This is a genomic window from Stenotrophomonas sp. TWI1151 (genome assembly GCF_039673135.1).
Lineage (GTDB): Bacteria > Pseudomonadota > Gammaproteobacteria > Xanthomonadales > Xanthomonadaceae > Stenotrophomonas.
In genome coordinates, this window is record NZ_JBDJLA010000010.1 from 136,165 (window position 1) to 156,357 (window position 20,193).

General features: G+C 66.7%; 17 protein-coding genes and 4 tRNA genes. 16 read left to right on the top strand and 5 right to left on the bottom strand.

Annotated elements, in window-relative coordinates; genetic code table 11:
• Positions 1 to 13: 13 nt before the first annotated feature.
• Together ABE422_RS13305 and ABE422_RS13310 are read left to right on the top strand one after the other, a co-directional pair.
• A complete protein-coding gene (locus ABE422_RS13305) occupies positions 14 to 1,288 on the top strand; it encodes a YihY family inner membrane protein (protein ID WP_313212209.1) in 1,275 nt (424 codons plus the stop codon).
• Entirely contained in the window at positions 1,285 to 1,848 is a 564-nt protein-coding gene (locus ABE422_RS13310; RefSeq protein WP_313212210.1) for a TlpA disulfide reductase family protein, read from the top strand. The genes ABE422_RS13305 and ABE422_RS13310 overlap by 4 nt, the downstream gene beginning before the upstream one ends.
• 75 nt (positions 1,849 to 1,923) lie before the next feature.
• On the opposite strand, the gene ppk2 is transcribed toward ABE422_RS13310, so the two are convergent.
• The 4 genes from ppk2 to hemA are packed head-to-tail and all read right to left on the bottom strand — an operon-like array spanning position 1,924 to position 6,851.
• Positions 1,924 to 2,703: a polyphosphate kinase 2 gene (gene ppk2, locus ABE422_RS13315; RefSeq protein WP_121044572.1), complete on the bottom strand. Its 780-nt coding sequence runs from the start codon at positions 2,701 to 2,703 to the stop codon at positions 1,924 to 1,926.
• A 51-nt stretch (positions 2,704 to 2,754) separates the two neighbouring features.
• Entirely contained in the window at positions 2,755 to 4,464 is a 1,710-nt protein-coding gene (locus ABE422_RS13320; RefSeq protein ID WP_346466719.1) for a tetratricopeptide repeat protein, read from the bottom strand.
• A 25-nt stretch (positions 4,465 to 4,489) separates the two neighbouring features.
• Positions 4,490 to 5,575, bottom strand: coding sequence for a peptide chain release factor 1 (prfA, locus tag ABE422_RS13325; protein WP_313212213.1), 1,086 nt, complete (start codon positions 5,573 to 5,575; stop codon positions 4,490 to 4,492).
• The gene (gene hemA / locus ABE422_RS13330) at positions 5,553 to 6,851 is read right to left on the bottom strand and encodes a glutamyl-tRNA reductase (RefSeq protein ID WP_019186102.1); all 1,299 of its coding nucleotides are present in this window, start codon (positions 6,849 to 6,851) and stop codon (positions 5,553 to 5,555) included. The genes prfA and hemA overlap by 23 nt, the downstream gene beginning before the upstream one ends.
• 65 nt (positions 6,852 to 6,916) lie before the next feature.
• Between hemA and ABE422_RS13335 the strand changes: the two genes are divergently transcribed.
• The 8 genes from ABE422_RS13335 (at position 6,917) to ychF (ending at position 13,839) form a co-directional block, all read left to right on the top strand.
• On the top strand, positions 6,917 to 8,605 hold the full coding sequence (locus ABE422_RS13335; RefSeq protein WP_346464514.1) for a tetratricopeptide repeat protein: 1,689 nt from the start codon (positions 6,917 to 6,919) through the stop codon (positions 8,603 to 8,605).
• The gene (gene lolB, locus ABE422_RS13340) at positions 8,602 to 9,261 is read left to right on the top strand and encodes a lipoprotein insertase outer membrane protein LolB (protein ID WP_346483136.1); all 660 of its coding nucleotides are present in this window, start codon (positions 8,602 to 8,604) and stop codon (positions 9,259 to 9,261) included. Before ABE422_RS13335 ends, lolB begins: the two co-directional genes overlap by 4 nt.
• Positions 9,258 to 10,127 (top strand): 4-(cytidine 5'-diphospho)-2-C-methyl-D-erythritol kinase, encoded by an 870-nt coding sequence (gene ispE / locus ABE422_RS13345; RefSeq protein WP_313212217.1) that lies wholly within the window; start codon positions 9,258 to 9,260, stop codon positions 10,125 to 10,127. Before lolB ends, ispE begins: the two co-directional genes overlap by 4 nt.
• A gap of 9 nt (positions 10,128 to 10,136) precedes the next feature.
• A tRNA-Gln gene (locus ABE422_RS13350) sits at positions 10,137 to 10,213 on the top strand.
• A gap of 136 nt (positions 10,214 to 10,349) precedes the next feature.
• Complete coding sequence (locus ABE422_RS13355; protein ID WP_026070235.1) at positions 10,350 to 11,309, top strand: ribose-phosphate diphosphokinase; 960 nt, start codon at positions 10,350 to 10,352, stop codon at positions 11,307 to 11,309.
• Between the two features lie 111 nt (positions 11,310 to 11,420).
• On the top strand, positions 11,421 to 12,035 hold the full coding sequence (locus tag ABE422_RS13360) for a 50S ribosomal protein L25/general stress protein Ctc (RefSeq protein ID WP_102789571.1): 615 nt from the start codon (positions 11,421 to 11,423) through the stop codon (positions 12,033 to 12,035).
• Positions 12,036 to 12,116: 81 nt separating this feature from the next.
• The gene (pth, locus tag ABE422_RS13365; protein WP_102789572.1) at positions 12,117 to 12,695 is read left to right on the top strand and encodes an aminoacyl-tRNA hydrolase; all 579 of its coding nucleotides are present in this window, start codon (positions 12,117 to 12,119) and stop codon (positions 12,693 to 12,695) included.
• Positions 12,696 to 12,747: 52 nt separating this feature from the next.
• Complete coding sequence (gene ychF / locus ABE422_RS13370; RefSeq protein WP_088434937.1) at positions 12,748 to 13,839, top strand: redox-regulated ATPase YchF; 1,092 nt, start codon at positions 12,748 to 12,750, stop codon at positions 13,837 to 13,839.
• A 551-nt stretch (positions 13,840 to 14,390) separates the two neighbouring features.
• Here the strand turns inward: ychF and ABE422_RS13375 are convergent.
• Positions 14,391 to 17,138 carry a TonB-dependent receptor gene (locus tag ABE422_RS13375; RefSeq protein ID WP_313217309.1) on the bottom strand — a complete coding sequence of 916 codons (2,748 nt, stop codon included), beginning with the start codon at positions 17,136 to 17,138 and terminating at the stop codon, positions 14,391 to 14,393.
• A 168-nt stretch (positions 17,139 to 17,306) separates the two neighbouring features.
• Here ABE422_RS13375 and ABE422_RS13380 point away from each other — a divergent pair, with 168 nt between their 5' ends.
• The 6 genes from ABE422_RS13380 to ABE422_RS13405 all read left to right on the top strand — a co-directional run.
• Positions 17,307 to 18,323 (top strand): cyanophycinase, encoded by a 1,017-nt coding sequence (locus ABE422_RS13380; RefSeq protein WP_313209719.1) that lies wholly within the window; start codon positions 17,307 to 17,309, stop codon positions 18,321 to 18,323.
• Between the two features lie 111 nt (positions 18,324 to 18,434).
• The gene (locus ABE422_RS13385; RefSeq protein WP_313209717.1) at positions 18,435 to 19,448 is read left to right on the top strand and encodes an isoaspartyl peptidase/L-asparaginase; all 1,014 of its coding nucleotides are present in this window, start codon (positions 18,435 to 18,437) and stop codon (positions 19,446 to 19,448) included.
• Between the two features lie 138 nt (positions 19,449 to 19,586).
• Positions 19,587 to 19,672 (top strand) — tRNA-Tyr (locus ABE422_RS13390).
• 28 nt (positions 19,673 to 19,700) lie between these two features.
• Positions 19,701 to 19,774, top strand: a tRNA-Gly gene (locus tag ABE422_RS13395).
• A 47-nt stretch (positions 19,775 to 19,821) separates the two neighbouring features.
• Positions 19,822 to 19,897, top strand: a tRNA-Thr gene (locus ABE422_RS13400).
• Between the two features lie 41 nt (positions 19,898 to 19,938).
• The coding region (locus ABE422_RS13405) for a GTP-binding protein (RefSeq protein WP_346464516.1) at positions 19,939 to 20,193 on the top strand (255 nt) is incomplete at its 3' end.

The window sequence follows — 20,193 nt, forward strand, 5'->3', positions numbered from 1 at the left end:
TACCCTTGCGCCGATGGAACCTCTCGATACGATCAACCTGTGGATCGAACGCGTCCGGGACCGTGCGCGCGCGATCAGCTTCGGCCGCTTCCTGTGGCGCCGTTTCCTGGATGACCGCCTGTTCCAGGCGGCCGCCTCGCTGGCCTACACCACCGTGTTCGCGCTGGTGCCGCTGGCCATCGTGGTGTTCGGGGTGCTCTCGGCGTTCCCGGTGTTCGACCGCTGGAGCGACACCCTCAGCGACTACGTGTTCTCCAACTTCGTGCCCAACGCCGCGCGCGCCGCCGAAGGCTACCTGCGACAGTTCTCGGCCAGCGCCGGGCAGCTGACCGCCGCCGGCTTCATCGCCCTGGTGGTGTCGCTGCTGATCACGCTCAACAGCGTGGAGGAAACCTTCAACCAGATCTGGCGGGTGAGTTCGACCCGGCCGAAGCTGACCCGCTTCCTGGTGTATTGGACGGTGCTCACCCTCGGCGCGATGCTGGCCGCCGCCTCGCTGGCGGTCTCGGCGCGGGTGTTCGCGCTGCCGCTGTTCGGTACCAGCGAAGGCCGCTGGCTGGCCAACGTCTCATTGACGGTCGCGCCGATCCTGATCGAGTTCGTCTGCATCATGCTGGTGTACCGCGTGGTGCCGCACCACACGGTCAAATGGCGGCATGCCGTCCCCGGCGCGATCCTGGCCGCGATCATGCTGGAGCTGGTGAAGTGGGGCATGGGCGCCTACCTGGGCAGCTTCCAGTCCTACCAGAAGCTCTACGGCACGGTCGCTTTCGTACCGATCCTGCTGCTGTGGATCTACCTGTGCTGGGTCTCGGTGCTGCTCGGCGCATCGCTTGCCTCCTCGATCGCCGCGTTCCGCTACCAGCCGGCCGACCTGCGCCTGCCGGTGGGGTATGAGATCTATGGCCTGCTGCGCCTGATCGGTCGCTTCCACCAGGCCCGTGCCGACGGCCGCAGCCTGGATGACGACGAGATCCTGCGGCTGGAGCCGATGCTGACCGATTCGCTGCTGCAGACGCTGCTCTGCGATCTGGAAGCAATCCGCGTGGTGCGCCGCGACGAGCAGGGCGAATGGCTGCTCGCGCGCGACCTGGACAAACTCACCCTGGCCGACCTGTACGAGACCACGCAGATGCGGATCCCGATCAAGGAAGCCTACCTGCCCTACCGCGACGACAGCCTGGGCACGGCCTCGGTGGCCGCGCTGGACACCTTGCGCCTGCCGCTGCGCGAACTGCTCAAACGCCGCGTCAGCGACATCTACTCGACCCCCGGAGACAAACCATGACCGCCAAGCCCCTGCTGCTGGCCCTGGGCCTGCTGACGCTGGCCGCCTGCAACAAGCCCGCCGCACAGAGCGAGGCCACTGCGCCCGCCGTCCCGGCCCCGATCAGCGAGCCCGCCGCGCCGCCGACCGAAGCCGTGCCGGCGACCGAACGCAGGACCGTCGAACAGCCGACGCTGAAAGCCAAGGCGCTGGACGGCACCGACTACGATCTGGCCGCTCACCGCGGCAAGTGGGTGGTGGTGAACTTCTGGGCGACCTGGTGCGCCCCATGCCGCAAGGAAATGCCCGAGCTCTCCGCGCTGCACGCGATGCGCAATGAAATCGAGGTGGTCGGGCTGGCCTTCGAGGACATCGAACCGGCCGAGATGAAGGCCTTCCTGGAGAAGCGTCCGGTCACCTATCCGATCGTGATCGTGGATACGTACAACCCGCCGGAAGACTTCGCGATCCCGCGCGGCCTGCCGATGACCTACCTGATCGCGCCGGATGGCAAGGTCGCCAAGGAATTCCTCGGCCCGGTCACCGCGCATGACATCGAAGCGCGGATCAAGGAAGGCTGATCCTCACGGGCATGCCGGCGGATACCCGGCATGCCTGTGCCTCGCAGCGCCGGTAGATCCACGCCATGCGTGGATCTACCCGACGACGAAGGGTTCAATCGGCTTCAAGACCCCGAAGTGCTCCTTGTGCAGCTTGCCCTTCAACGGCGGCAGCGCCAGCACCGGTTCGTCCACGCGGGTATCGGGCAGGCGATCGAGCAGGTTGCGGATCAGGCCCAGCCGCCCGCGTTTCTGGTCGTTGAAGTCCACCAGCGTCCACGGGGCATCATCGTTATGCGTCGCGCGCAGCATCGCTTCGCGGCTCTCGGTATAGGCGCTGTACTTGCTGCGTGATTTCAGGTCCACCGGCGACAGCTTCCAGCCCTTGAGCGGATCGAGGTGGCGCTCGGCAAAACGCTTTTCCTGTTGTGCCTGGTCCACGCTGAGCCAGTACTTGAACAGCACGATGCCATCATCGATCAGCAGCTTCTCGAACACCGGCGTCTGCGCCAGGAAGCTGCGGTACTGCGCCTCGGTGCAATAGCCCATCACATGCTCGACGCCGGCGCGGTTGTACCAGCTGCGGTCCATCAGCACGATCTCGCCCGCCGCCGGCAGGTGCGAGACATAGCGCTGGAAATACCACTGCGTGCTTTCGCGATCGGTCGGCTTGGGCAGCGCGACCACCTTGCACTGGCGCGGATTGAGATGCTCGGCGATCGCCTGGATCGCACCGCCCTTGCCCGCGGTGTCGCGGCCCTCGAACAGCACCAGCACCCGCTGTCCGGTGTGCTGCACCCAGCGCGCCATCGCCGCCAGTTCCAGTTGCATCGGTTCCAGCAGGGCCTGGTAGTCCTTGCGCTTGAGCTTGCCCATCGGCGTGCCTCGGTGATTCACAGGGAAGCCCGAGCCTAGCGCAGCCGATGCTCAGGCGATGTGTGGGCCCTGCCAGCCGCGTTCGCGTGCGAGCGTTTCGATCACCTCGGTGAGGTCGCGCGCGAAACCGGCCATGTCGAACAGGCCGCTGTCCTCGCGGCGTTGCGCCAGCGTGGCGCGCGCGGCCTGTATTGCAGCCGGGTCGTTGCCGAGCTGGATGGCGGTAGCCACGAACGCCGCGTCGTCGGCCACGTTGAACGCGTGCATGCCCAGGTGGTGGTTGAGGCTGCCGGCCACGCGTGAGGCGAACGTCGCGCCGGGGCTGGTCAGCACCGGGCAGCCGGCCCACAGCGCATCGGAGGCGGTGGTGTGGGCGTTGTACGGGTGCGTGTCCAGGAACAGGTCGGCGTGCTGGTAACGCGCTAGGTACTGCGGGTGCGGCAGGCGTGGCATGAACACCAGCCGCGCCGGATCCAGCTTCGCCTGGCGTGCCGCGCTGCGCAGCCGTGCATCGGCAGTGCCCGGCCCGGACAGCAGCCACAGCACGCTGCCGGGCACGCCGTGCAGCACCGCGAACAGCCGTTGCATGCTGCGCGGATTGAGCTTGTAGCTGTTGTTGAAACAGCACAGCACCACGCCCTGCGCGGGCAGGCCGCAGTCCTCGCGCGAGGGCACCGGTTCCAGCACGCGGGTGTTGTCCGAGGGCTGGAACGCGCGCGGCAGGTGCCGCACGTTCTCACTGAACGCCGGTGCCAGCACCTCGGGCAACACGAAGGCATCGGCCAGCACATGATCGATCCACGGCGCGCCGGAGGTGCCCGGGTAGGCCAGCCAGTTGACCTGTACCGGGGCCGGGCGCATTGCCAGCACCTGCGGGGTGCCGCCGCCGCCCCAGCCGCGCAGATCGAACAGCACATCGATCCCGGCCTCGCGGATGCGCCGGGCGATCACCTGATGCGGCTGCGCGCTGACATCGTGCAACGTGTGGGCGGCCTGCTGCAGACGCTGGCGGATGCTGCTGCCGTCGTCCGCGCTGAGCGCGAACAGATGCAGGTCCAGCATGTCCAGCGCGCGCAGCTGTTCGAACAGGGCGACGGTCAACAGGCCGGTGGGATGCGCGCCGAAGCCGTTGGAGAGGAAGCCGACCCGCAGCGTGCCGTGCGGGCGCACCGTGGCCGGCGGCAACCGCGGGATGCCCTCGGCCAGCGCCGCCGCGCGCTGACGGGCGCAGGCCAGCTGCTCGGCGGCGCTGCCGTCTTCGCTGAGGAAGGCGAACGGCTCGACCACCGCCTGGCCCTGCGCGACGGCCTGGCGCACGAGCGACGACAATCGCTCCAGATCCCGCCAATCGCACAGCCGGCGCTGCCAGTTGAGCAGCTGCGCAGTGATGTAGGGCTCGCCCGGCAGCAGACGGTGCGCATGGCGATACGCATCCGCCGCCGCCTCCGGTTGCCCCGCGTCTTCCAGTGCGTGGCCGAGCCACAGGGTGATGCCGGGGTGCTGGGGCGCGCGATCCGCCGCCTGCCTCAGCAGTGTGGCGGCCTCGCCATGGCGGCCTTGCATCCAGCGTGCGCGGCCCAGCCGGGCCAGGGCCTCGGGATGGTCGCCGCGCAGCTGCAGCGCACGGGTGGCGGCCTGTTCGCCGGCGCGCACATCGCCGGCTTCCAGCTCCGCGTCGGCCAGCATCACCCACGCAATGAAATCGGCCGGTTGCCGCTGCACCGCCTGGCGCAACTGCAGGCGCTGCGGATCGGCACTCATCGCGGTCGCGCCCGGGCGGGCATGCTCAGTTGCCTTCCGCGAGCCGGGCCAGCTCGTCGGCCTGGTGTTCGTGGGTCAGCCGGCTCACCAGTGCATCAAGATCGCCGGTCAGGATGTTGGGTAGGTCGTACAGGGTCAGCCCTTCCACGCGGTGGTCGGTGATCCGTCCCTGCGGGAAGCTGTAGGTGCGGATGCGCTGGCTGCGGTCGCCGCTGCCGACCTGCAGCCGGCGGCTTTCGGCCTGCGCGGCGGCCTGCTTGCTGCGTTCGGCATCCAGCAGCTGCGCCTTGAGGCGCTTCATCGCCTTGTCGCGGTTGGCGTGCTGGCTGCGCTCGGTCTGGCATTCCACCACCACGCCGGTGGGCAGGTGGGTGATGCGGATCGCCGATTCGGTCTTGTTGACGTGCTGGCCACCGGCGCCGGAGGAGCGGTAGGTGTCCACGCGCAGGTCGGCCGGGTTGATCACCACGTCCTCGACGTCATCCGCCTCGGGAATGATCGCCACCGTCGCGGCCGAGGTATGGATGCGGCCCTGCGACTCGGTCGCCGGCACGCGCTGCACGCGGTGCGTGCCCGATTCGAACTTCAGCCGCGAGAACGCGCCACGGCCGACCACGCGCGCCACCACTTCCTTGTAGCCGCCATGTTCGCCCGGGTTGTCCGATTCGATCTCGACCTTCCAGCCCTGGCGCTCGGCATAGCGGGCGTACATGCGGAACAGATCGCCGGCGAAGATCGCCGCCTCGTCACCGCCGGTGCCCGCGCGGACTTCCAGGAACAGGTTGCCGTCATCGCGCGGATCGCGCGGCACCAGCAGCAGGGCCAGTGCTTCGTCCAGCTGCTGCAGGCGCTGCTGCGCGGCGGTGATTTCCTCGTCGGCCAGCTCGCGCAGGTCAGGGTCCTCGCGCATCGCTTCGGCGGCGGCGAGATCGGCCTTGGCACGGGCTTCGTCGGCCAGCGCGTTGGCGACCGGCTCCAGCTGCGAAAACTCGCGCGAGAGCGCGCGGAAACGGTCGTTGTCGCCGACCACGGCCGGGTCGGACAACAGGCGTTCCAGTTCTTCGCGGCGCTCGGCCAGCGCTTCCAGCTTACGGCGCAGGGTCGGCGTCATCGTTCCTCGCTACATCGGTGCGCACGGCAGGGTGCTGGTAACCCGGCTTGGCCGGGAACAGGCGCTCGGCGGCGCGGGTGAGTTCAGTATCGCCGCTGAGCGCGGCCGCGCGCAGGGCGGCGGTCGGCGGGTGCAGCAGACGGTTGGTCAGGCCGTGCGCGAGCAGCTCGAGCACTTCCTCGGGTGATTTGCCATGGGCCAGCTGCTGGCGGGCTTTCTCCAGCATCTCCACGCGGGTCGCTTCGCCATAGGCGCGCAGCTGCCGCAGCGGGGCCTGGTGCACGCTGGCCTGCAGGGTCTCCACGAAACGGGCGACCTGCAGCTCGATGATCGCTTCGGCCTCGGCCGCCGCTTCCCGGCGGCTGCGACGGTTGTCTTCGACCGCGCGCTCCAGATCATCCACGGTGTACAGGAAGGCGTCGGCCAGTTCGCCCACGCCGGCCTCGATATCACGCGGCACGGCCAGATCGAACAGCAGCATCGGCTTGTGCTTGCGGGTTTTCAGTGCGGCGGCCACGTGCGCGCGGGTGATCACCGGCTCACGCGCGGCGGTGGCCGAGAACACCACGTCGGCCTCGCCCAGATGACGGTCCAGCTCACTCAGGGGCAGGGCGACGCCGCCATGACGGCTGGCCAGCTCCTGCGCATGGGCGAGGGTGCGGTTGGCGATCAGCAGCCGACGCACGCGCCCTTCGCTGAGATGGCGCGCGGCCAGCTCGATGGTCTCGCCGGCGCCCACCAGCAGCACGGTGGAATCTTCCAGCCGCGCGAACGAGTTCTGCGCCAGGCGCACCGCGGTGGAGGCCACCGAGACCGGATTGGCGCCCACGCGGGTATCGGTGCGGGCGCGCTTGGCCACCGAGAAGGTCTGCTGGAACAATCGGTCCAGACGCTGGCCGAGCAGGCCGTGATCACGCGCCAGGGCCCAGGCATCCTTCACCTGGCCCAGGATCTGCGGCTCGCCCAGCACCATGGAATCCAGCCCGGTGGCCACCCGGAACAGGTGGCGCACCGCATCGGCGTCGGCGTGCTGGTAGAGGTACCCATGCAAGGTGCCGGCATGTGACTCCAGCCACTGCGCCAGCGCGTCACCGGATTCGGCCACCGCGTACAGCTCGGTGCGGTTGCAGGTGGAGAGCAGGACCGCCTCGGCCACCTGTGGCGTATCGCGCAGCGACGCCAATGCCTGGGGCAGGGCGTCGCCGCCAAAGGAGGCGCGTTCGCGCAGTTCCACTGGCGCGGTCTGGTGATTCAGTCCGAGCACCCACAGGGTCATTGTTCAGTTGCTTGCGATAAGCTGCTGGCCATTCAAGTCGTCATTTTAAGGCTCAGATGCCCCCGATGCCCGCATTGATTCGCATCTCCAGCGTTCTGCTGCTGTCTTTGTTCACCGCCAACGCCCTGGCCGCCCCCCCGGCAGCCCCGGCCAAAGGCAAGAACAGCACGGCCGAGGCGGTCCCCCTGGCCCCGGTCATGGCGGGCGAATTCGCCCTGCAGGCAGGCAAACTGGGCGACGCCGCGCGCTGGTACCTGGAGGCGGCCGAGGCCAGTGAAGGCGATGCCGGCCTGGCCGAGCGCGCCTCCCGGATCGCCATGCTGGCCAACGATGACAAGCGCGCCGCCCGCGCGCTGGCCCTGTGGGAGCAGCGTGCGCCGCGCTCACTGGCCATGCGCAGCAGCACCGCCGCGCTGGACATGCGCCAGAACAAGGTGAAGGCCGCCCGCACCGAACTGCAGGCGCTGCTCAAGGACCCGGACCCCACCGCCTGGAAGTTCGCGATCGGCGCCCTGATCAGCGGCGGCAGCGACCCCAAGGTCCCGGCCCAGGTGCTGGGCGAGCTGGTGGATGCCAATGCCATCCCCGACCGCCTGGAGGTCTGGCAGGAGTTCGGCCGTCTGGCCATGCGCATGGAGCAGCCCGAGCTGGCCCGGCGCATGGTCGATGAGGTGGTCAAGCGTTTCCCGGACGAGCCGCGCGTGGCCCTGCTGCACGCCAGTCAGCTCAACCAGGCCGGCAAGTCTGAAGAGGCGCTGGCCCTGTTGAAGGGCGTGGAGCCCAAGACCACGCAGGACCCCGAGCTGCGCAACGCGGTGGCGATCTCCTACGACCTGATGGGCCAGCCTGCTGCGGCCGAGCGCGTGCTGGCGGTCGGCCCGCAGGATGTGCAGACCTACGGCATGCGCGCCTCGCTGCTGGCCAAGCAGAAGGACGACCCGGGCCTGCTGGCCCTGTATACCGAACTCTCCGGGCAGGCGACCAAGCCGGATCCGGCCCAGCGCCTGCTGTTGGGCAAGATCGCCGAGTACCTCAAGCGCTACGAGGAAGCGGTCAACTGGTATCACAGCGTGCCCGGTGGCCCGGAGCGCGATGAGTCGCGCCTGCGCGCGGCCAACGCGCAGAACGAACTGGGCCGCACCGACAAGGCGCTGGCCGAAGTACACGCGATCCAGTCCGACGCGACCGTCGATGACGATGCCCGCCGCGATGCCTATCTGCTCGAGGCCGAGCTGCGCCAGCGCGGCAACGACGATGCCGGCGAACTGGACGCGCTGGCCCGTGGCCTGGCCGCGTATCCGGACGAGAACGCGCTGCTGTATGCCCGCGCCCTGGCCTGGGAGCGTCGCGACGACATCCCGCGCGCCGAGGCCGACCTGCGCAAGGTGCTGGTCACCGATCCGGAGAACATCGCCGCGCTCAACGCGCTCGGCTATACCTTGGCCGACCGCACGCAGCGTTATCAGGAAGCCTTGGAACTGATCGACCGCGCGCGCGTGGCCGAGCCGGACAACGCCGCCATCGTCGACAGTTACGGCTGGGTGCTGTATCGCTTGGGCCGCAACGAAGAAGCACTGGTGCAGCTGCGCCGCGCCTGGACGCTGGCCAAGGATGCGGAGATCGCCGCGCATGTCGGCGAGGTGCTGTGGGTGTTGAACAGGAAGGACGAGGCGCGCCACTTCTTTGAGGAGGCTCGCAAGCTGGACCCGGACAACCGCGCCCTGCAGCGCGTGATCGAGAAATACGGCGTATGAATCTGCTGTCCCTGAAGGCCGCGTTTGCCGCGGCCGTGGCGTTGTCGCTCTCCGCCTGCGTGTCCCTGGATGAGCGCAATGCGCCCTCCGCCCCGACCGTGGTCACCACCGTCTCTCCCGCTGCGCAGCAGGCCGAGGCCGAGCGTGTCACTGCGGTGCGCGCGCAGCCGGCCTGGTCGTTCCAGGGCCGGGTGGCGATCAGCAAGGGCCGCAACGGTGGCAACGGCCGCATCGACTGGCAGCAGCAGGGCCAGGGATATGTGGTGGAACTCAGCGCCCCGGTCACCCGGCAGAGCTGGAAGCTGACCGGCGACAGCCATCACGAGGGCGGCCGACTGGAAGGTCTGGAAGGCGGCACGCGCGAGGGCGACGATGCCCAGCGGGTCCTGCTGGACGCCACCGGCTGGGATATCCCGGTCAACCAGCTGCCCGATTGGGTGCGCGGCCTGATCGCCGATGCGGCCCCGGCCGAGCGCATCGAGCGCGACGGCGAAGGCCGCCCGCGTCGCGTGCAGCAGCTGGGCTGGGAGATCCAATACCTGGATTGGTACCCGGCCGAGGCTGGTCGCCCGGTGCTGCCGCGCCGGATCGAAGCGGTCAATGGCGACGCCAAGGTCCGCCTGGTGGTCGACAGCTGGGTGCTGGCCACGCCATGAGCAGGCTGGATGCAGTCGACGGCGGGTCGACCTGGCCGGCCCCGGCCAAGCTGAATCTGTTCCTCCACATCACCGGGCGGCGCCCGGACGGTTACCACCAGTTGCAGACCGTGTTCCGGCTGCTGGATTGGGGCGATCGGATCCATCTGCGTGTCCGCGACGATGGTCGGATCCGCCGTGAGGGCCCCTCCGTGGCCGGCGTTGCCGAGGCCGATGATCTGGCGATCCGCGCCGCGCACCTGTTGAAGGCTGCAGCGAACATCGCCCAAGGTGCCGATATCGGCGTCGAAAAGCGCGTTCCGGCTGGCGGCGGCTTCGGCGGCGGGTCCTCCGATGCCGCCACCGTCCTGGTCGCACTGAACCGCCTGTGGGGCGCCGGTCTGGAGGTCGATGCGCTGGCCGCGCTGGGTCTGCAGCTGGGCGCGGATGTGCCGGTTTTCGTGCGCGGGCACAACGCCTGGGCCGAGGGCGTGGGCGAACTGCTGACCCCGATCGCCCTGCCGCCGGCCTGGTTTGTGCTGGTCCACCCCGGCGTTCACGTGCCGACCCCCGCACTTTTCGCATCACCGGATTTGACGCGGGATGCCCCAGTGGCGAAAATAGCGGACTTCGCTTCCGGGTCTTTGCTCGGGAATGCGTTCGAGCCGGTCCTGCGCCGCCGCGAACCTGCCGTAGAGGCAGCGCTCGCAGCGTTGAGCAGTATCGGCCGGGCACGACTCACCGGGTCGGGAAGCGGTTGTTTCGTCGAGTTCGCCACGCGCGCTGCTGCAGAGCAGGGCCTGGCGCAATTGCCGAAGGAACTGCGGGCATGGGTGGCTGCGGGCGTGGAGCGCTCGCCACTGCTTGATGTACTCGAGCGTTACTGATTTTGATGCAGGGGCGTCGCCAAGAGGCCCAAGGCACCAGGTTTTGATCCTGGCATTCGGAGGTTCGAATCCTCCCGCCCCTGCCACTAGCGGATATCTGCCGCGACTCCATGCGCATGTCTGCGCGGGCGCGGTGCATACGCCGCGGTGTTGTCACCGCAGACACCTCCGGGTGCCGGCGGCCCAGTTCTCCGCCAATCGCTCCCGCCCGAGACCGTCATGATGCAAGAACACCCCAACCTGCTGGTATTTTCCGGCAACGCCAACAAGCGCCTTGCGCAGAGCATCTGCAAGGAACTGGGGGTGCGGCCTGGCAAGGCATTGGTGTCGCGCTTCTCCGATGGTGAAGTGCAGGTCGAGATCGAGGAAAACGTCCGTAAGCAGGACGTGTTCGTGATCCAGCCGACCTGTGCACCCAGCGCAGAGAACCTGATGGAACTGCTGGTCCTGATCGATGCGCTCAAGCGCGCTTCGGTCAACAGTGTCACCGCCGTGGTGCCGTATTTCGGCTACTCGCGCCAGGATCGCCGCATGCGGTCCTCGCGCGTGCCGATCACCGCCAAGGTGGCTGCAAAGATGTTCAGCGCTGTCGGGGCTGACCGGGTACTGACGGTGGATCTGCATGCCGATCAGATCCAGGGTTTCTTCGACATGCCGGTGGACAACGTATACGCCTCGCCGCTGCTGCTCGCCGATATCTGGCGCGCCTACGGCACGGAAAACCTGATCGTGGTGTCCCCGGACGTGGGCGGTGTGGTGCGCGCGCGCGCCGTCGCCAAGCGCCTGGACGATGCCGATCTGGCGATCATCGACAAGCGCCGCCCGCGCGCCAACGTCTCCACCGTGATGAACATCATCGGTGACGTCGAAGGCAAGACCTGCGTGATGGTCGATGACATCGTCGATACCGCCGGCACCCTGTGTGCGGCCGCTGCAGCCCTGAAGGCGCGTGGCGCCCTCAAGGTCGCCGCGTACTGCACCCACGCCGTGCTCTCGGGCCCGGCGGTGGACAACATCAACAACTCCCAGCTCGATGAGCTGGTGGTGACCGACACCATCCCGCTGCGTGAAGAGGCGCGGGTGTGCAGCAAGATCCGCCAGCTCAGCGTGGCGGAAATGCTGGCCGAGACGATGCGCCGCATCGCCTTCGGTGAGTCGGTCAGCTCGCTGTACGTGGATTGATTTTTCCGCCCACCGGCAACGGTGGGTGGTTTCCCGGGGAGATCTGGTCGCGGATCTCCCCTCATCGCCTCGCCCTCATGGCGCGGCAAACAACGAAGGTAGTAAATCAGCATGGCCAAGAATCATGAAATCAAGGTCGTCCAGCGCGAACTGCAAGGCAAGGGTGCGAGCCGCCGCCTGCGTGGCGCTGGCCAGATCCCGGCGATCATCTACGGCGGCGACGTCGAGCCGAGCGTCATCCAGCTCAACCACAACGAAATCTGGCTGGCCCAGCAGAACGAGTGGTTCTACTCGTCCATCCTGGACCTGAATCTGGATGGCAAGGTCACCAAGGTGCTGCTGCGTGACATGCAGCGCCACCCGTTCAAGCAGCTGATCCTGCATCTGGATTTCCTGCGCGTGAACGAGAACGAAGCGCTGACCGCCAACGTCCCGCTGCACTTCATCAACGAAGACACCTCGCCGGCCGGCAAGGCTGCCGACGTCGTGGTCACCCACGAACTGAAGGAAGTGAGCATCACCTGCCTGCCGAAGGACCTGCCGGAATCGATCGACGTCGACCTGGCCGACCTGAAGGCTGGTGACGTGATCTACCTGTCGGACATCAAGCTGCCGAAGGGCGTCGAGATCCCGGCCCTGGCCCAGGGCAAGGACCATGACGACGCGATCGTCACCGCCAAGCTCGGCAAGGAAGAAGCTGCCGACGAAGCGCCGGCTGCAGAGTAAGTGATTGCGGCGCCTGTCCTTCGGGGCAGGCGCCGTTTCTGTATGTACCGGCACAGGGCCGGTACCGACGAAAGAAGAGTAATGACAGGATTGCGATTGATCGTTGGTCTGGGCAACCCCGGACCCGAGCACGCCCAGACCCGGCACAATGCCGGGTTTCGTTTCATTGACGCCCTGGTCGAACAGGCCGGCGCGCGCTGGAGCGTGGACAGCAAGTTGTTCGGCGAGACCGCCAAGGTCGATATCGCCGGCCAGCCGGTATGGCTGCTCAAGCCCGCCACCTTCATGAACCTCAGTGGCAAATCGGTCACCGCGGCGCAGCGCTTCTGGAAGATCGAACCGGAAGAAACGCTGCTGGCGCACGACGAGCTGGACCTGCCGCCCGGCGTGGCACGGCTCAAGTTCGACGGTGGCCACGGCGGCCAGAATGGCCTGCGCGACACCATCCGCCTGCTCGGCCATGGCAGATTCCACCGCCTGCGCATCGGCATCGGCCATCCCGGCCACAAGGACCGCGTGGTCCCGTGGGTGCTGGGGCGCGCCAGCAAAGACGATGATGTGCTGATTGGTCATGCCATCGAAGATGCGATCGACGTGCTGCCGCTGGCGGTATCCGGCGATTACAGTGAGGCGATGAAGCGCCTCCACACCCCGAAATAACCACGGTGTACCGACCAACGGCCGGTACCTACCACCCCAGAGGTTGTCAAAGATGGGTATCAAATGCGGCATCGTCGGTCTGCCCAACGTCGGCAAATCGACCCTGTTCAATGCGCTGACCAAGGCGGGCATCGCGGCGGCCAACTTCCCGTTCTGCACGATTGAACCGAACGTCGGCATCGTGCCGGTGCCGGATCCGCGCCTGAACGAGCTGGCAGCCATCATCAACCCGCAGAAGGTCATCCCGACCGCGGTGGAGTTCGTGGACATCGCCGGCCTCGTCGCCGGCGCGGCCAGTGGTGAAGGCCTGGGCAACAAGTTCCTGGCCCACATCCGTGAAGTGGATGCGATCACCCACGTGGTGCGCTGCTTCGAGAATGCCGACGTCATCCACGTCAACAACAAGGTCGACCCGCTCTCGGATATCGACACCATCGATACCGAACTGGCCCTGGCCGATCTGGACAGCGTCGAGAAGGCGCTGAACCGCGCCGAGCGCGCTGCCAAGGGGGGCGACAAGGAAGCCGCGGCCCGCAAGCCGGTGCTGGCCAAGCTGCAGGCTGCGCTGGCCGACGGCAAGGCCGGTCGTACCGCTGGCCTGGACGAGGAAGAGAAGGCGCTGGTCCGTGACCTGTTCCTGCTCACCCTCAAGCCGGTGATGTACATCGCCAACGTGCTGGAAGACGGCTTCGAGAACAACCCGCATCTGGATGCCGTGCGCGCCCGTGCCGCCGAGGAAGGCGCGCAGGTGGTGCCGGTGTCGGCCGCGATCGAAGAAGAGCTGTCCCAGCTCGACGACGAAGACCGCGACACCTTCCTGGCCGACCTGGGCCTGTCCGAGCCGGGCTTGAACCGCGTGATCTACGCCGCGTACCAGCTGCTGGGTCTGCAGACCTACTTCACCGCAGGCGTGAAGGAAGTCCGCGCATGGACCGTGCGCAAGGGCGCCACCGCTCCGCAGGCCGCCGCCGTGATCCATACCGACTTCGAGAAGGGCTTCATCCGCGCCGAAACCATCGCGTATGACGACTTCATCAAGTACAAGGGCGAGGCCGGTGCCAAGGAAGCGGGTCGTCTGCGCCTGGAAGGCAAGGAATACCGCGTCCAGGAAGGCGACATCCTGCACTTCCGCTTCAACGTCTGAGTTCCTCGCACGTTGATGCCCGCAACGCCCCGCCCTGAGCGGGGCGTTTGCGTTTTTGGGAGCGCATTCCACACCCGACATGGACTGGATAAAAAATGACCAGGCACCGAAACCCTTGCCTGGTATGCCTCCGCCTCACTTGTCCACAACAAACCCCCACGCCTCTCCACGCACCATGTGGAAAACCCGCGCGCGGTAGTGCCGGCCGCTGGCCGGCAACCCATCTGACCCGCCCGCCAGCGACGTGGACAATTTCTGACCACCACTGAAAACCGTTGCAGTGCATCGCTCACCCGGGGTTGTCCACAGCAAACCCCCATCGCTTTCCACGGTGTGTGTGGAAAACCGCGATCCGCGGCTGGACAAAAAATAGCCACGCCCTGAAAGCATTGTGCCGCATGGCTTGCATGCACTTGTCCACACCAAACCCCCATGGCTTTCCACGTGGCGTGTGGAAAACACGGTGGCCGCGCCGCATCGCGGGCTACGCGCAAAAAAAAGACGGAGGCAATGCCTCCGTCCTTGATCCCCTATCGGCAGTGAAACGGCGCTTACAACGCCGTACCGCCAAACTTGTGGGTGTACTGCAGGTTGATCGTCCGGCCCACGGTGTCGAACCAGGAGACGTCGTAGTACGGATACGGCGTGTACGTCACATCCTTCGGCGGCAGCTTGTTGGCGATGTTGACCACCGACAGCGACAGGCGCGAATGATCATCGAAGCGGTACTGCAACGACACGTTGTAGCGGTACGTCGCCCCGATCCACGGGCTGTCGCCGCTGTCCGGATCGAAACTCTGGTCATAGCTGTCGTAGGTTGGCAGTTTGCCCAGGCGCGAGCCGTACAGCGTGGCCGACCACGCCGCGTTCTCCCAGGTCACGCTCGCACTGGTCTTGGTGCGCGGAATGTCGAAACCGCTGTTGATCGCGAACTGGTCCTCGACCACATCGCCCTCGAACTGCTGGAAATCGTGCGTCTTCACCCAGGTGTGGTTGCCACTGAGGATGAAATCGCCGATCCCGGTGCTCAGGCGGTAGCGCAGGCCCACATCGATGCCACGGGTCGTTTCGCGCGCGATGTTGATCGGGCTCACGTGCACGCCATACAGGCGGCCATCACTGGTGCGGGTAACCCGGCTGATCGCATCCACGCAGGTCGGCGACGCCGCGTCCGCGTCGCCCAGGCGGCAGGCCGCCTCGTCGCGCAGAATCGTGCTCACATCCATGTCCTGCACCTGGTCGCGCATGTCGATATCGAACCAGTCCACGGACAGATCCAGGCCCGCTGCCGGCGACCACACAAAACCAGCACTCCACGACGTGCTGGTTTCCGGGTCCAGCTGGCGGTTGCCTTCGCGCGTGCGGATCAGGTTCTCTTCGTAATCCGAACAGTCATCGCCGCCGTCCACCGCACAGGTGTAATAGTCGTTGGCACTGGTTTCATCGTTGCCCGGGCCGGCATACACGTAGTGCAGGTCGGGCGCGCGGAACGCGGTGCCGTAGGAGCCGCGCACCAGCAGCGTGTCGATCGGGCGCCACTCCAGGCCACCGCTCCAGGTCGCCTTGCCGATCGTGTTGCCGGAGTAACGGTACTGGTCGAAGCGGCCGGCCAGGCTGACGTTGAACGTGTCATGCAGCGGCAGGCGCAGCTCGGCCGCGGTCGCCCAGCGGTTGCGGCTGCCGTGCCCGTCCGAATCCTTCCAGCTGTAGTAGTAGTACTGCGTGGCCAGCGGGTCCGGGTTCAGTGCGTAGGACTGATTGCCGAACTCGGCGGTCGCCGCGAAGCCGGCCTTGCCACCCGGCAGCTCGAACAGCTCGCCATTGGTCAGGGTCAGCGCGGCAGTCTCGGTGCGCGACTTCGGGGTATAGGTGGTGCGTGCGGCGATCGAATCGTACTCGCTGCGGCTCAGCGGCCGGTACAGGCGCGCCGGGTCGGCGTTGAACACCGGGAACACGTTGTCGTCGTCATCGGTGTACTCGCCCAGCTGCTCGCCCAGGAACAGTGCATTGGCCTTGGCGGCGATGATCTGCGGCCAGCGGATGCTGGACTGGTACTGCGAATGGCTCAGCGACGCCTCGTATTCCCAGTCCGCACCGAGCGCGCCCTTGAAGCCGGTGGTCACGCTGAAGGTCTTCTGGGTGCTGCGCACCATGCCGTTGTCGAGTCCGCCCATTTCCTCGGGGGAGAACTGGCGCTGCCAGAACTCGACCTGGTCGGTGGCCTGGTTGTAGAAGTAGCCGTCCTCGTTGCCGTCGGCGGCCATGCGGCCCCACTGGGTGACATCGCGCATCAGCGCCAGGTCGTGGTAACCCATCTGCACATCGGCGAACCATTCCGCGCCGTTGTCGAAGGCGTAGCGCAGCGAGGCATAGCCGTTGGCACCGCGGCGTTTGCTCAGGATCGTGCCGTAGCCGATCGAGCGGTCGCTGCCGCAGTAGAAGCCATATCGCGCACGCTCGGCGTACTGGGTGCTGCCGTTGTTTTGGCCGGCCAGCGCATCGCAGGTGGCCTGGCCCGGGTCCAGGTAGTCGTCGTTGTAGTCGGTGCGCAGGTAGGCGCGGCGCAGGGCGCGGGCGCTCTCGGTCGGCGCGTCCAGCGTGGAATCCTGCTGCCCACGCTCATAGGCCCACAGCGGGGTCTGCGACTGCAGTTCCAGGCTGTAGACCGCGCTGAAACGGCCGGCGTCGAAGCCACTGGCGATGCTCATGTCGAAGGACTCACCACCGCCTTCGCTGGTGGTGCCCATGCGCATGTCGACCGTGGTGCCATCCACCTGCTTCTTCAGGATGAAGTTGACCACGCCGGCGATCGCGTCAGAACCATAGATCGCCGAGGCGCTGCCGGTCAGCACTTCGATGCGCTCGATCATCCCGATCGGGATGTTGGAGACGTCGGTGAAGTTGCTGCGGCCCTGGAAGGGCATCGGGAAATCGGCGATGCGGCGGCCGTTGACCAGCACAAGGGTGTGGTTGGGGCCAAGGCCGCGCAGGTCGACCTGCTGCGCACCGGGGGAGAAGTCCGCGCCGCTGGAGGACTGCTGGCTCTGGGTCTCGCCCCCGTTCTGGGTCATCGAGCGCAGCACGTCCGGCACGCTGGTGAAGCCGCTGGCCTGGATCTGCTCGGCAGTGATGACGGTGACCGGGGCCGGCCCCTCCACCTGCGCACGCGGAATGCGCGAGCCGGTGACCTGCACCGTATCCAGTTGCTGCACCCCGGGGGCGGGCGTCTGGGCGCCCGCAGTTGCGGCCACACCCATCAACGCCAGCTGGATCGACCACGCCATCGCCTGTTTACGCATGAGAATTCTCGAGAAGAAAGTGTCGGCCTCGAGGGAGGCCTGTCCCCCATTCACATTTCGTGAATGGACGGCGCGCATTTAACGCCTTTTTTACGGGGTTGACCACTGCCAATTTCTCTGGCAAAGAGTGAAAGCGCTTACACGCCCGTTTTATTTAGGGAGGTCAACGTGCACAAGGGTTTCCGGCCGATCCATTCCCTTCTGTGGTTGCTGCTTGCAGCGCTCTCGCTCCCCCTCCACGCCCAGAATCCGCGCAGTCTGCAGGATCGGGGCTACCGCTATTACGAGGTCGGCGCCCTGCAGGCCCCGCGGGCGCCCCACACCGAGCCGGCGATGATGCTGATGGGCGGCGGCGAGTGGGTGCCGGCAGCCTTCCAATGGTGGGTGGCGCGCGCCGGCCATGGCCGGGTGGTGATCCTGCGCGCGTCCGGTGCCGATGAGCTGCAGAACCGGCTCTATCGGGAGATCGGCGGCGTGGCATCGGTACAGACCCTGGTGTTCAACAGTCGGCGCGCGGCCGACGACCCGGCCGTGCTGGGGGTGATCGCTGCCGCCGATGCGATCTTCATCGCCGGCGGCGACCAGGCGCGCTATATCCGTTTCTGGAAGGGCACGGCGGTGAACGCGGCGCTCAATGCACACGTCCGCGCCGGCCGGCCGATCGCCGGCACCAGTGCCGGGTTGGCCATCCTGGGGGGCTACAGCTACGGCGCCCTGGATGGCGGCAGCGTGACGTCCCGCCGCGCGCTGCGCGATCCGATGGGCAGGGCCGTGACCCTGGACAGTGATTTCCTGGCCATGCCGTACCTGTCCAACGTGGTCACCGATACCCACTTCGGCAAGCGCGACCGGCTCGGCCGCCTGATCGTCTTCGTGGCCCGTGCCGCCCAGCGCAGTGGGCAGCAGAACATGGTCGGCCTCGGCGTGGATGAAGACACCGCGCTGTGTGTCGAGGCCGACGGCACCGGCCAGGTGTTCAGCCGCGACGGCGGTTTTGCGTGGCTGGTGATGCCGCAGCGCGCGGCCGATCGCCTGCGCGGCGGTAAACCGCTGGATTTTCTCGCCATTCCGGTGACCGGGGTGGGCGAAGGAAGTCGCCTGCATCTGGATGGCTTCCAGGTGGACGACGCGGCGTTCGAGATGACGGCCGATATCCGCGAGGGGCGCCTGCAGCTGCGCCGGTAGATCCACGCCATGCGTGGATGCTGTCGCGCGCGTTGTGAGGTCGCGGCCACGCGCGTGGGTGGCCCGTCGCGCGTGCCATGATGCGGCCTCGTCCCTTGAGAGTGCCTGTCCATGTCGCGTTCTGCTGTGGTGGTGTTGTCGCTGTGCCTGTCGCTCCCGCTGGCCGCCGCCGCCGCCGAGCCTGTACTGGTCATACACGGCGGGGCGGGGGTGGAGCGCAAGGATCTGTCGCCCGCCGAAGAAACCGCCGCGCGCGCGGCCCTGCAGCAGGCGCTGTTGAAAGGCCATGCCGCGCTGGCGGCGGGCAAGCCGGCACTGGAAGCCGTTACCGCGGCGATCACCGTGCTCGAGGACGATCCCACCTTCAATGCCGGCAAAGGGGCGGTGTTCACCCACGATGGCCGCAACGAACTGGATGCCTCGCTGATGGACGGCGCCACACTCAAGGCGGGCGCGGTGGCCGGCGTGCAGCGCGTGCGCAACCCGATCCTGCTCGCTGAAGCGGTGATGCAGCATTCTCCGCACGTGATGATGGTCGGGCAGGGCGCCGAGGCGTTCGCCAGCAGCCAGGGCATTGCCCTGGTGGATCCGTCCTACTTCCGCACCGACAAGCGCTGGCAGCAGCTGCAGAAGGCGCTGAAGGAAGAGGCCAGCGGCCAGGCCCATGCGGATCTGGAAACGGCGCGGCACTTTGGCACCGTCGGGGCGGTCGCGCTGGACAAGGACGGCAAGCTTGCCGCCGGCACCTCCACCGGAGGGATGACCAACAAGCGCTATGGCCGCGTGGGCGACTCACCGATCATCGGCGCGGGCACCTATGCCGATGCAGGATGCGCGGTATCGGGCACGGGCTGGGGCGAGTACTACATCCGCACGGCGGCCGCGCACGATATCTGTGCCCGCATGCAGTACCTCAAGCAGGGGCCGGTGGATGCGGGACGCGCGGTGATCAACGAGCGCATTCCCGCCCTCGGTGGCGATGGCGGCGCGATCGTGCTCGCCGCCGACGGCCGCGCGGCGACCCCGTTCAACACCCAGGGCATGTATCGCGGCTGGATCGGTGCCGATGGCGTACCGCATGTGGCGATCTTCGCCACCGAAACCCTGCCGTTGCCGGGCCAATAGCCCGTCCCGGCAAGGCAATTCGACATTCATGTGAAAAAGTTCAAAAAGGTTGTTGACAGAACCCCCGTTTATCCCCAAAATTCACGGCTCTTCCACCCCACACCGAAAACGCTTCGGCGCCACGGGACAGGGTGGTAAGGAGGGATACCCAAGCGGCCAACGGGGGCAGACTGTAAATCTGCTGGCTTACGCCTTCGGTGGTTCGAATCCACCTCCCTCCACCAGTTTCATGTTGTGGCAAGAGCTTCCGATGCGGGAGTAGTTCAATGGTAGAACCTCAGCCTTCCAAGCTGATGGTGCGGGTTCGATCCCCGTCTCCCGCTCCATTGAATGAGTTTGAATATATTCAAATTCGTGCCATAATACAAAACTCGCTCACGTAGCTCAGTCGGTAGAGCACCTCCTTGGTAAGGAGGAGGTCGAAGGTTCGATTCCTTTCGTGAGCACCATCTAAGTGCTACCAATTCAGACGATTTCGAGATAAGCAGCCATGGCCAAGGGTAAGTTCGAGCGCACCAAGCCGCACGTCAATGTCGGCACCATCGGTCACGTTGACCACGGCAAGACCACGCTGACCGCCGCACTGACCAAGATCGGTGCCGAGCGCTTTGGCGGTGAGTTCAAGGACTACTCGTCGATCGACGCCGCGCCGGAAGAAAAGGCACGTGGCATCACGATCTCGACCGCACACGTCGAATACGAATCCACCGAACGTCATTACGCCCACGTCGATTGCCCGGGCCAT